The sequence below is a fragment of the Rhodococcus sp. P4_C10 genome, assembly GCF_056402135.1.
In genome coordinates this window covers 65452-77546 of sequence record NZ_JBFUHZ010000001.1, presented here as the reverse complement: position 1 = coordinate 77546, position 12095 = coordinate 65452, and the positions used below count along the sequence as shown (strand labels likewise).

Here is a 12095-nt window from a genome sequence, read left to right as displayed (position 1 = left end):
TCGGGGCCCGTCCCGTTCACCACACCGTTACAGACAGATTCGCCGCAGACAGGAGTAGTTGAATGACCATCGCACACGAGCTCGTCGGCCACGGACCGGTCCGGGTGATCGCACTGCACGGCTGGTTCGGCACCGCCACCGGGTGGGGAATGCTGCCCGATCTGATCGACACCGGTGCTTACACCTACGCGCTGATCGACTACCGCGGCTACGGCGCCCGGGTGGACGAGGCCGGCGAGTTCACGCTCGAGGAGATCTCGGCGGACGCCCTGGCGCTGGCCGACGAACTGGGCTGGGACCGTTTCGCGCTCATCGGTCACTCGATGGGCGGCGCCGCCGCGCTGCGCGTACTCGCCGACGCCCCCGACCGGGTCACCGCGCTGATCGGAATCAGCCCCGTCCCCGCGTCGGGCGTGCCGTTCGACGACGACAGCGCGGCGCTGTTCGGCGGCGCCGAGAACGAGGACGGCAACCGGTACGCAATCCTCGACTTCACGACCGGCAACCGCCAGTCCGCGACGTGGCTGCGTCAGATGACGCAGTTCTCGGTGGATTTCACCTCCCGCCCCGCACTCGGCGCCTACCTGCGCGCGTGGGCGGGTGCCGATTTCGCGGACGAGCTGCCGCAGACGGTCATCCCGGTCAAGACAATTGTCGGGGAGCATGATCCCGCACTCGGTGCCGAGACGATGAAGGCCACGTGGATGGCGCAGCTGCCGCAGTGCGAGCTGGACGTGCTCGCCAACGCCGGGCACTACGCAATGTTCGAGGCCCCGGTCGCGCTCGTCACCAGCATCGAGAAGGTCCTCGCGGACCTGTAGTGACGCACGCGGTGCGGGTCAGCGAGATTCCCTGGCCCGCACCGCGAGACCTGCGATCAGGCAGATGCCCGCAACCGTGCTCAGTACGAGGGGGCTCGCCGACCAGCCCCCGACGTGGGTGGCGACCGCCGCGACCAACGGCGGACCCACGATCGAACCCATGTTGGAGGCCTGCACCACCAGTCCGTTGACAGGCCCGGTCTCCCCCGACGACGGCGCAGCGCCCGGCACCGCCGCGAACACGGCGGCCGGCAGGTGCCCACCCATCGCCGCGAACACCACCGCAGCTGCGTACGACAGCGCGAACGGCGACCAACTGGCGTAGATCATGATCGCGGCCGTGCCCATGGACGCCGCGGCGACGGCGATCAGCGTGCCCGGCCGTACGCCACGCTGCAGCAGCATTCCGGCACTGACATTTCCGATGATGTTGCCCAGCACCACAAGCGCGGTCGCCGCCGCGGCGGTCGACTCGGCCCGGCCGGCGGCGGCGTACATCGTCGGCAGGAACCCGATCACGGCAAGGTACTGCAGCGAGTAGGTGCCGAAGGCCAGCGCGATCAGCACGGCCGTCGAGTTACGCCACACGCGTGAGCTTTTCGGCCGCGGTCCGGCGGCAGCGGACGGATCGCACGGCGCCTCCCGAACCCCAACGGCGACCAGCAACGCGCACGCCAGCAACGCAGCCGCGTTGACCGCCCACAGGCCGCGCCACCCGATCGCATCGATCACCGACGGTCCCGCGGCGATCGCGACGAACTGGCCGAGCGGCATGTAGATCCCCCACATACCGAGGGCGAGTCGGCGGCGGTGCACGCCGGCGGCCGCGCCGATCAGTGTGGGCGACGACACCGCGACCCCCATGAATCCCAGGCCCTCGAGAATCCGGGAGAACAGCAGCACCGGGGTGGACGGGGCGACGGCACCGAGCATCGCGCCCGCGGCCAGTACCAGCAGGGCCAGCACCAGCATCCGGCATCGGCCCCACCGGTCGACGAATCCGCCTGCGGCACTGCCGAGCAGCGCGCCGACGAACGTGTACGACGACAGCAGGACCCCCGATGCCGTCAGGCTCATGCCCAGGTCGCCCCGGACCGCCGGCAGCGCGACGATGACCTTGCCGACCTGGCTCGCGGCCAGCACGCCCGCGAGGAGCGCGATCGACACGACACCCCACGCAGACGCGCCCGGGGCCGCCGGCGTGTGCCGTGCGACCCCGGGCGCGTAGAGCTTCTCAGGCACCGACGGAAGCACCCGTGTTCTCGTCGACCGGGACGGTGAGCAACGGGTCGGTGGCGGCCGCGATGGCCTCCTCGAACTCGCGCTGTCCCACCTGCGAACCGAGCACCAGCGCGAGGCGGGCCAGGAAGCCCTCGCGGTCGGTCTCGCCCACCTGGTCGAGCGCGTCGGACAGGCCCATCCACACGTTCTCGCGGCGCAACTCGGCCGGATCGATCGCGGGCCCGTTGTCGACCGTCGCCGACGCACCGGCCGGGGCGTTGCCCAGGCTCAGGTGACGGACGACGTCGTCCATGCGTCCGACACCGTCGACGCGGCACAGCAGCACGCCGTCGGGTCGAATTACGAACACCTCGCCGTCGCGGGCACCCAGAGAGGCGGCGACCTGACCCTCGGTGTCGGGGACGACCGCGACCGAGGCGTCGGAGTTGTCCGAGCCGATCAGGATGGCGCGCACCGACTCCGGTGCCAGCGCGCCGGCGAGGGTCGCGGTCGCGGCGGCCAGCGCGGCGGCGTCGACGCGCACGCCCAGTACCGCGAAGCCGTTGCCGCGCAGCACGTTCAGGGACGACTCGGTGCCGTCGGCCACATGGACCCGACGGTCCTCGACCGGGTCACCGGCGGCGACGCCGTCGGCGTCGGCCGGGGTGGGCCACGTGAGCGGGGAGATCCGCGCATTGGTGGCACTGGACTGGCGCGGGTTGATCAGGTGACTGAACTCGGGGCGGGTCACCGACAGCGCCAGGATCGCGTCGCGCGTCGTCTGGTAGCCGTGGCTGCCGGGCGACATGATCAGCGTGCTCTTGCCGGCGTTCGCGATGTTCTGCCGCCACGCGTCGTGGCGCTCCACCGAGTACGCCTGCAGCAGTTCCTCTCCGGCGTTGCCGTGGATCACCGATGCCAACTGCCATGCGAGGGTCTCGGCGTCCTCCATGCCCGAGTTGAGGCCCCGCACACCGAAGATCGGCACCAGGTGCGCCGCGTCGCCGGCGAACAGTATGCGGCCGTGCGTGAAGTCCTCCAGCGCCAGCGCGCGAGCACTGTAGAAGCCGTGCCACTCGAGTGTCCACGGCAGGTCGTTCTGAAGCCACTCCAGATGCCGCGTGATCCTGTCGCGGATGCGGTCTTCCCGGGTCTCCAGTTCGGCGTCCTCCGACGGGTCGAGCTGGTAGTCGATGCGCCAGATGTTCTTGGGCTGCTTGTGCATGATGATCGTCGAGCCCGGGTTGCTCGGCGGGTCGAACCAGACCATGCGCTCGGCCGGCAGTGCCGACTCCCAGTGGATGTCGGCGATGACGTAGCGTCCCGAATAGTTGTTGCCCTGCATGCGGATACCTGCGAGCTCGCGCAGGCGGCTGCGGCCACCGTCGGCGGCCACGACCCAGCGGGCGCGCAAGTGGCGCCGGCCGAACGCGGTGTCGACCTCGAGGGTCACCTCGTCGTCGGCGCGCAGCACGCCCGCGATGCTCGCGGACCAGTGCAGCGTGATGAGCGGGTTCGCCTCGAGGGTGTCGACCATGATCTGCTCGAACTCCGACTGCGAGACGTTGACCATCGGCGGCCGGACGTCGTGGTCGGCGTTGCGCATCTCGAAGTGCAGCACCTGCTGATCGCGGTAGAAGCTGCGTCCGCCGACCCACGGGAGCACGATCTTCTCGAGCTCGGCCCCGAAGCCGAGCCGCGCCGCGGCCTCGAGGCTGTGGCGGGAGATGCAGATGGCGCGGCTGCCGAACGAGACCTGATCGGCCGCCTCGAGAATCGTGACGGGGATGCCGCGCTGCGCGAGGCCGAGGGCGGCGGCCATGCCGACGGGTCCGGCGCCGACGATGACGACGGGCAGGGCCTCGTCGGTGGGCGTCATCGACACGAAGTCCGACGCCGAGTACTTCGGGGGCTGGTAGTAGGTCGACATGATCAGACCCCTTCCTGCTCGGACGGACGGGAGGACCGGGTACCGGGCACCTTCAGCACGAGAATGCTGGCGAGGCTGATCAGCGCGATCAGCACGAAGTAGCCGGTGATCGCGAGCGACGTCTCGAAGCTCGCGTACAGCGCGGTGGCGATGATCGGTGCGAGGCCGCCGCCGAGGATGGCACCGACCTGGTAGCCGAGGGAGGCACCCGAGTAGCGGATCGCCGGGGGGAACAGCTCCGCGAACAGCGCGGACTGCGGGCCGGCGCAGCAGCCGAGCGTGAAGCCCAGGCCGATCATCGCGACCGCCATGATCGGCAGCACGGCGGTGTCCATCAGCGGGAAGAACACCGCGGCGGCGATCACCAGCCCGATCGAGCTGCGGACGTAGACCTTCCGGCGTCCGAGGGTGTCGGACTTCCACGCGCTGAACGCCATGCCGGCCATCCAGAACGGGCACGATCCGATCAGCAGGAACAGCATCGTGGTCTTGCTGAAGCCGAGGGTCTTCTCGCCGTACTTGAGGACGTAGACCATGTAGGCGTACGCAATGCCGTTCGTGGCGATGAACGTTCCGCCCGCCAGCAGGACCGTCCGCCAGTGCTTGGTGAGGACCTCGACGATCGGCAGCTTGGTCTCCTGCGGCCGGTCCCTTGTCGCCTGGAACTCGTGGCTCTCCTCGAGTCCGAGTCGGATCCACATCGCGACCAGGACGAGAACGGCGCTGAGCAGGAACGGAATCCGCCAGCCCCACGCGGCGAACGTCTCGTCGCTCATGAACGCGGTCAGCGGCAGGTAGACGAGGTTGGCCAGGAGGACGCCGGCCGGGACACCGATCTGCGGCGCCGCTCCGTACAGGCCCTTGCGACCCTCGGGGGCGTTCTCCGTGGCGACCAGGACCGCGCCGCCCCACTCGCCGCCGACGCCGAGGCCCTGGACGAAGCGCAGCGTCACCAGCAGGATCGGGGCGAACACACCGATCGCGTCGTAGTTGGGGAGCACACCGATACCGACGGTCGCGAAACCCATGAGCAGCAACGAGATCACGAGCATCGACTTGCGGCCGACGCGGTCACCGAAGTGGCCCATCACGATGCCACCGATGGGGCGGGCGAGGAATCCCACGGCGAGGGTCGCGAACGCGGCGAGGGTGCCGGCCAGTTCCGAACTTCCGGGGAAGAACTGGCTGCCGAGTACGAGTGCGGCCGCCGTGCCGTAGATGAAGAAGTCGTACCACTCGATCGCGGTGCCGACGAAGCTGCCCAGTGCGGCCTTGCGAGCCCTCTGGTGCAGTGCCTGCGGCGCAGTCGCCGAGACGGTAGCCGTCATGAGTTGGTGCCTTTCACGTCTGGAAGCGCAGGGACGTAGCCACCCGCGCGTGCCGACAAAGCGGCTCGCAGAACATCTTGACCTGGATCACATCGCGTGAAAAGCGCAAGAACCCGAGGTGAATCCTCAGGAAACCTGAGGATTCGGTCCGGCCTCGGCCGCCGCGTAGGCGACGAAGGCCCTGCCCACCCGGCTCAGCAGCGCATCCTGCGGCCACACGAGAAGAATGTCCACGGCGGCCAGGGGCGGGTGCACGTCGGGCCGGACCACCACCCGCAGGCCCTCGTAGGTGACGTCGAGCTGGGGACGTTGGATCAGCAGCGTCCAGCCCAGCCCGCGACCCACGAGGGCGCGCGCAGTCTCGAAGTTCTTCGGCCTGAACCGCACCTGCGGCGTGAACCCGGCCTGGCTGCACATGTGCAGCGCATGAAACGAGCTCGGTGGCGCGTCGAGCAGCACCATCGGCTCGTCGGCCAGCGCCGCGAGTTCGAGCACCGGCTCGTCCGCGAGCCGGTGCTCGGGGGGCAACAAGATCGTGGGCTGACGCGTGTCGATGCGGGCGCGGCGCAGCGCGGGCGGCAGATCCAGGTCGTAGACGATCGCGAGGTCGAGCTCACCGGACAGCATCCGCTGCGCGAGCCGATCCTGGGTGTCCTCCACGAACTCGACCGTGACCTCGGGGTGCAGCTTGTTGAACTCGAAGAGCAGCCGCGGCAGCAGGGTCGGACCCAGCGAGGAGTAGCAGCCGATGGCGAGCGGCCCGGTCAGCACGCCCTCGGCCCCGGAAGCCTCGGCCGCGAGGTCCCCCGCCTGCTCGAGGAGCGCCTTCGCTCGCATCACAACGCGCTCACCGGTCGGGGTGAGCTGGACCCCGTGCGCGCGCCGCCGCACACAGAGCTGCGCGCGAAGCCCGCGTTCGAGTTCGGTGACCGCGAGGGAGACCGCCGACTGCGAGATGTGCAACCGGTCGGCCGCCGCCCGGATGGTGCCGGTCTCGGCGACGGCCACGAACACGTACAGCTGGCGCAGTGTGTACGCCGGCGGTCTAGCCGAACTGGCCATCGTTACCTCCCGGCCGATTCTCGCACCCCCGGGCCTGCCGGACCGACCGGGCGAGACGGGGGGTTGTCGGTGACGCGGCCCGAGGGAATACTCGCCAGTAGGTTCTCCGATCGCCCGTCGAGGAGGCAGATCATGGTTGCACCGGTCCAGGTCACGGAAGAACAGGCCCGCGCGGTCGCGGAGGAAGCCCGGGAGAGTGGCTGGGACAAACCGTCCTTCGCCAAGGAGCTGTTCCTCGGCAGGTTCCGACTGGACCTGGTGCACCCGTTCCCGCGGCCCGCCCCCGAGGAGGACGCGCGGACCGACCGCTTTCTCGCCGAGCTCACCGAATACTGTGCGGGCCTTGACGGTTCGGTGATCGAACGGGAGGCCCTCATCCCCGACGAGTACGTCCGCGGCCTCGTCGAGCTCGGCTGCTTCGGGCTGAAGGTGCCACCGGAGTACGGCGGTCTCGGCCTGTCCCAGGTGGCCTACAACCGGGTGCTGATGCTCGTGGCCTCCGTGCACCCGAGCCTCGGCGCGCTGATCTCCGCACACCAGTCGATCGGCGTGCCGGAGCCGCTGAAACTGGCCGGCACCGACGTCCAGAAGCGAGAGTTCCTGCCCCGGTGCGCCAGGGGTGCGATCTCGGCGTTCCTGCTGACCGAGCCGGACGTCGGTTCCGACCCGGCACGGATGGCCTCGACCGCCACCCCGACCGCCGACGGCGAGGCCTACCTGCTCGACGGCGTCAAGCTCTGGACCACCAACGGCGTGGTCGCCGAGCTCCTGGTGGTGATGGCGCGGGTGCCGCGCAGCGAGGGTCACCGCGGCGGCATCTCCGCGTTCGTGGTCGAGGCGAACGCGCCCGGTATCACCGTCGAGCGCCGCAACTCCTTCATGGGCCTGCGGGGCATCGAGAACGGCGTCACCCGCCTGCACCAGGTGCGGGTGCCGCGGGAGAACCTGATCGGCCGGGAGGGCGACGGCCTCAAGATCGCGTTGACCACCCTCAACGCCGGGCGCCTGGCGATCCCGGCGATGTGCGCGGCCGCCGGGAAGTGGTCGCTGAAGATCGCCCGGGAGTGGTCCGGGCAGCGGGTGCAGTGGGGTCGGCCGGTCGGCCTGCACGGCGCGGTGGCCGCCAAGATCTCCTTCGTCGCGGCCACCACATACGCGCTCGAGTCGGTGCTCGAGCTGTCCGGTCAGATGGCGGACGAGGGCCGCAACGACATCCGGATCGAGGCGGCGCTGGCCAAGCTGTGGGCCAGCGAGATGGGTTGCCTGATCGCGGACGAACTGGTCCAGATCCGCGGCGGGCGCGGCTACGAGACGGCGGACTCGCTGGCCGCGCGCGGCGAACGCGCGGTCCCCGTCGAACAACTGCTGCGGGACCTGCGGATCAACCGGATCTTCGAGGGCTCGAGTGAGATCATGCGGCTGCTGGTCGCCAGGGAGGCGGTCGACGCGCACCTGACCGCGGCGGGCGACCTCGCGGACCCGAAGTCGGACCTGCAGCACAAGGCGAAGGCCGCACTCGGCGCCAGCGGTTTCTACGCGAAGTGGCTGCCGCACCTGGTCTCCGGAAAGGGACAGCTACCCAACTCGTACGGCGAGTTCGACACGCTCGCAACACATCTGCGGTTCGTCGAGCGAAACGCACGCAAGCTGGCCCGCTCCACCTTCTACGGGATGGCCCGCTGGCAGGCGGGGATGGAACAGCACCAGCAGTTCCTCGGCCGGGTGGTGGACATCGGCGCCGAACTGTTCGCGATGTCCGCCACCTGCGTGCGGGCCGAGATGCAGCGGCGAGAGGAGGCCGCCGACGTCGGCGAGGCGGCCTACGAGCTCGCGCACGCGTTCTGTCAGCAGTCCCGACTGCGGGTGGACCGGTTGTCCGCGGCGCTGTGGGACAACACCGACGAGGTCGACCGGACCCTGGCCGCGTCGGTCCTCGGCGGCCGCTACACCTGGCTCGAGGCCGGGGTGCTGGACCAGAGCGAGGGCACCGGGCCGTGGATCGCCGAGTGGACCCCGGGCGCCTCGACCGAGGAGAACGTCGCGCGGCGGGTCGAGGCGCCGGCCACCGAGCCCGCCGCCGGGGAGTAACCCCCCGGCGGATCATGTTGCCCCGGAACGCGCGGCGCCCGGCCTCAGACCATGTTGTCCTCGACCGGCAGTCCGAACGCGCCTCGCCCGTAGAGCTCGAGCGCGCGCTCGGTGTCGTTGGCGACGTGCACGCCGCCGGCATGGGCGTCGCGCCACGCCCGCTCGATCGGGTTGCCCCGGTCCAGGGACTGACCGCCCGCGGTCTTGAACAGCTTCTCCATGGCGTCGAGGGCACGCTCGGTGCCGAGCACCTGGTCGCGCCGCGCCCGCAGCCGCAGCCGCATCGGGATCTCCTCGCCGGCGGCGGCCGCGTCGTACAGCGCCCGGATGTTGCGGTCCATCTGCAGGATCGAGGCGTCGATCTCGGAGGCCGCCCGGGCCACCGTCACCTGCGCGTACCTGGTCTCGGCGAACCGGCCGCCGCCCAGGCTCAGTCGCACCCGGTCCCGCATGGTCGCCAGGTACGTCTCGTAGCAGCCGGCCACCACCCCGACCACCGGCGAGGCGATCGCCGTGGTGAACACCGCCGCGAACGGGATCCGGTACAGCGGGCCGGTGTTGACCTCCTGGCCCGGCCCGCGCAACTGCGAGAACTCGAAGTTGCGCATCACCCGGTGTGCCGGCACGAACACCGAATCGACCGCGATCTCGTTGCTGCCGGTGCCCCGGAGTCCGACCGTGTCCCAGATGTCGCGGATCTCGTAGTCCGCGCGCGGCACCAACATGGTGGTGAAGTCGACAGTCTCGCCGTTCGCCCCGACCAGCACGCCTCCCAGCAACGCCCAGTCCGCATGGTCCACGCCGGAGGAGAACCGCCACACCCCGGAGACCTCGTACCCTCCGGCGACCGGCCTCATCGTGCCGAGCGGGGCGTACGACGAACAGATCAGGGTGTCCGGGTTCTCGCCCCACACCTCGGCCTGCGCGCGGTCCGGGTAGAGCGCGAGATGCCACGGGTGCACGCTGAGCACGGAGGCCACCCAGCCGGTGGACCCGCAGGCGCCGGACAACGCGCGGACCGTCTCGAAGAAGTGGACCGGATCGGACTCGGTGCCGCCGTACCGAACCGGCTGCAACATTCGGAACACGCCGGCGTCGGTCAGAGCACGAATGGTCTGTACTGGGATCCGCCGGGCTTCTTCCGTTGCCCTGGCGTCATCCGCGATGCCCGGAAGAAGGTCACGAACAGCCTCGAGAACCTCGTTGTCCATGTCAACAGATCTTATCGGCGACCCCGGGGCGCCCGAACGGCGCACTCGGCCAGGAGGTCCCGGCCAGTGAGATCGGGCGAAAACCCCGTGACCGCCCTCACTAGCGTCGCCGACAACGATCGCCAATGGTCTTTCGCCGCAGTCCAGGCGGCATCGCTCGAAGGGATGGAACAACCGTGACCACCACGCAGTCCGCAGACGATGAGATCCGCGTCATCGACGCCGGCGCCGCACCGAGCAGGTTTGCGCGAGGCTGGCACTGCCTCGGCCTCGCGAAGGACTTCCGCGACGGCAAGCCGCACGGCGTCGAGGCCTTCGGCGGCAAGCTGGTGGTCTTCGAGGACAGCGAGGGCAAGCTCAGCGCCCTCGACTCGTACTGCCGCCACATGGGTGGCGACCTCAGCCAGGGCAGCATCAAGGACGGTTCCGTCGCCTGCCCGTTCCACGACTGGCGCTGGGGCGGCAAGGGCAAGTGCACCGGCATCCCCTACGCCCGCCGCGTCCCGCCGCTGGCGCGCACCCGATCCTGGACCACCCTCGAGCAGGACGGCCTGCTGTTCGTCTGGCACGACGCTGAGGGCAAGGCCCCGGGCGAGCAGGACATGTACATCCCCCGGATCGAGGGCGCGCTGTCCGACGAGTGGTCCGACTGGGTCTGGTACACCACCGAGGTCGACACCAACTGCCGCGAGATCGTCGACAACATCGTCGACATGGCGCACTTCTTCTACGTGCACTACTCGTTCCCGACGTACTTCAAGAACGTCTTCGAGGGCCAGGTCGCGAGCCAGTTCATGCGCGGCACCGCCCGCGAGGACGCCCGCCCGCACGCCGCCGGCACCCCCAAGATGGTCGGCAGCCACTCGGACGCGTCGTACTTCGGTCCGTCGTTCATGATCGACGACCTGACCTACGAGTACGAGGACCACAACGTCGAGTCCGTTCTCCTCAACTGCCACTACCCGGTCAGCCCCGACAAGTTCGTGCTGATGTACGGCATCATCGTCAAGAAGTCCGAGAAGTTCCAGGGCGAGGCGGCCACGGAGATGGCCGCCAACTTCGGCACCTTCATCGCCAAGGGCTTCGAGCAGGACATCGAGATCTGGAAGAACAAGACCCGCATCGAGAACCCGCTCCTGTGCGAGGAGGACGGCCCGGTCTACCAGCTGCGCCGCTGGTACGAGCAGTTCTACGTGGACGCCGCCGACGTGCAGCCGGAGATGGTGGAAAGGTTCGAACACGAGATGGACACCTCCAAGGCCGTCGCGTCCTGGCGCAAGGAAGTGGACTCGAACCTCGAGCAGAAGGCACGGGAGAATGCAGCCGCTGGCGTGTGAACGGTGCGGGGCCTGTGTGCAGGTCCAGAAGCACAGCTGGGAGCACACCGCGGTGCAGTGGAACGAGGCCGCCCAGCAAGCGTGCCGGGAGATCCACACCTGGGAAGGCCGGGAAGGCCGTCCGGGCGCGCCGGTGATGCGGTGTGAGTCGCTGACCGCGTCGATCCACACCGCGGCGGTCGAGGGTCGACTCACCGTCACCGACGAGGACCCCGTGCCCGCCCCCCAGATCGCCGACCACTGACGAAAAGGACCGACATGATCGACAAGAACCAGTACGGCCCGTGGGCCGTCATCGCCGGCGGCTCCGAGGGCGTCGGTGCGGCCTTCGCCGACGAGCTGGCGCAGGCCGGCCTGAACCTCGTGCTGATCGCCCGCAAGCCGGGCCCGCTCGAGGAGACCGCGGAGAAGGTCCGCGCACACGGGGTGGAGGTCCGCACACTGTCGCTGGACCTGCTGGCCGCCGACGCGATGGATCAGGTCCGGGCCGCGACCGACGACGTCGAGGTCGGCCTGATGATCTTCAACGCCGGCGCGAACAGCTACGGTCACGAGTTCGTCACCGGCGACCTCGACGGTTTCCGTGGCGTCATCGACCTGAACATCACCCGCCAGCTCGAACTCTCGCACCACTTCGGCGCGAGGATGAAGGACCGCGGTCGCGGCGGCGTCATGCTGCTCGGCTCGCTGGCCGGTTACATGGGCTCCGAGCACCAGAGCATCTACGCGGCGTCTAAGGCGTTCAGCCGGGTGTTCGCGGAGAGCCTGTGGCTCGAGCTCGAGCCGCACGGCGTGCATGTCGTCGAGCTGATCCTCGGCGTCACCCGCACCCCGGCGATGGTGCGCGCGGGCCTGAACTTCGACATCCCGGGCATGCTCGTCGCCGAGCCCGAGGACGTCGCCCGGGAAGGCCTCGAGCACCTGGCCGACGGCCCGGTGTGGGTGGCCGGCGGCAACTACGAGGCCGCCGAGAAGCGCAGCGGCTTCCCCCGTGACCGGATGGTCAAGGGCGCGGCCGAGGCCATGCGCAAGCTGCTCAACCGCAAGTAGCACCCCCCGAACCGCCTGGATCAGATCGTGGSCGCCCCCCCCTACCG

At 69.6% G+C, this 12095-nt stretch carries 10 protein-coding genes; 5 read left to right on the top strand and 5 right to left on the bottom strand.

Annotation, left to right across the window (positions count from 1 at the left end; genetic code table 11):
* Nucleotides 1-62 precede the first annotated feature (62 nt).
* Nucleotides 63-821 (top strand): alpha/beta fold hydrolase, encoded by a 759-nt coding sequence (locus AC1DWC_RS00350; protein WP_477905127.1) that lies wholly within the window; start codon nucleotides 63-65, stop codon nucleotides 819-821.
* An 18-nt stretch (nucleotides 822-839) separates the two neighbouring features.
* On the opposite strand, the gene AC1DWC_RS00345 is transcribed toward AC1DWC_RS00350, so the two are convergent.
* From AC1DWC_RS00345 to AC1DWC_RS00330, 4 genes are all read right to left on the bottom strand, one after another.
* On the bottom strand, nucleotides 840-2063 hold the full coding sequence (locus AC1DWC_RS00345) for an MFS transporter (RefSeq protein ID WP_477905125.1): 1224 nt from the start codon (nucleotides 2061-2063) through the stop codon (nucleotides 840-842).
* Nucleotides 2056-3972: an FAD-dependent monooxygenase gene (locus tag AC1DWC_RS00340; protein ID WP_477905123.1), complete on the bottom strand. Its 1917-nt coding sequence runs from the start codon at nucleotides 3970-3972 to the stop codon at nucleotides 2056-2058. The genes AC1DWC_RS00345 and AC1DWC_RS00340 overlap by 8 nt, the downstream gene beginning before the upstream one ends.
* Nucleotides 3973-3974: 2 nt before the next feature.
* A complete protein-coding gene (locus AC1DWC_RS00335) occupies nucleotides 3975-5300 on the bottom strand; it encodes an MFS transporter (protein WP_477905121.1) in 1326 nt (441 codons plus the stop codon).
* 126 nt (nucleotides 5301-5426) lie between these two features.
* Nucleotides 5427-6362 (bottom strand): LysR substrate-binding domain-containing protein, encoded by a 936-nt coding sequence (locus AC1DWC_RS00330; protein WP_477905119.1) that lies wholly within the window; start codon nucleotides 6360-6362, stop codon nucleotides 5427-5429.
* Between the two features lie 132 nt (nucleotides 6363-6494).
* On the opposite strand from AC1DWC_RS00330, the gene AC1DWC_RS00325 reads away from it, so the two are divergent.
* Nucleotides 6495-8450, top strand: coding sequence for an acyl-CoA dehydrogenase family protein (locus tag AC1DWC_RS00325; RefSeq protein WP_477905117.1), 1956 nt, complete (start codon nucleotides 6495-6497; stop codon nucleotides 8448-8450).
* Nucleotides 8451-8494: 44 nt separating this feature from the next.
* Here the strand turns inward: AC1DWC_RS00325 and hsaA are convergent, their stop codons facing one another.
* On the bottom strand, nucleotides 8495-9661 hold the full coding sequence (gene hsaA / locus AC1DWC_RS00320; protein WP_477905115.1) for a 3-hydroxy-9,10-secoandrosta-1,3,5(10)-triene-9,17-dione monooxygenase oxygenase subunit: 1167 nt from the start codon (nucleotides 9659-9661) through the stop codon (nucleotides 8495-8497).
* 176 nt (nucleotides 9662-9837) lie between these two features.
* Here hsaA and AC1DWC_RS00315 point away from each other — a divergent pair, with 176 nt between their 5' ends.
* Genes AC1DWC_RS00315 through AC1DWC_RS00305 form a run of 3 tightly spaced genes read left to right on the top strand, consistent with a single transcriptional unit; the run spans nucleotide 9838 to nucleotide 12048 of the window.
* A complete protein-coding gene (locus tag AC1DWC_RS00315) occupies nucleotides 9838-10998 on the top strand; it encodes a 3-ketosteroid-9-alpha-monooxygenase, oxygenase component (RefSeq protein ID WP_477905113.1) in 1161 nt (386 codons plus the stop codon).
* 16 nt (nucleotides 10999-11014) lie between these two features.
* Complete coding sequence (locus AC1DWC_RS00310) at nucleotides 11015-11242, top strand: hypothetical protein (protein WP_477905111.1); 228 nt, start codon at nucleotides 11015-11017, stop codon at nucleotides 11240-11242.
* A gap of 14 nt (nucleotides 11243-11256) precedes the next feature.
* Nucleotides 11257-12048, top strand: a complete 792-nt coding sequence (locus AC1DWC_RS00305; protein ID WP_072843493.1) for an SDR family NAD(P)-dependent oxidoreductase — start codon at nucleotides 11257-11259, stop codon at nucleotides 12046-12048.
* Nucleotides 12049-12095 lie beyond the last annotated feature (47 nt).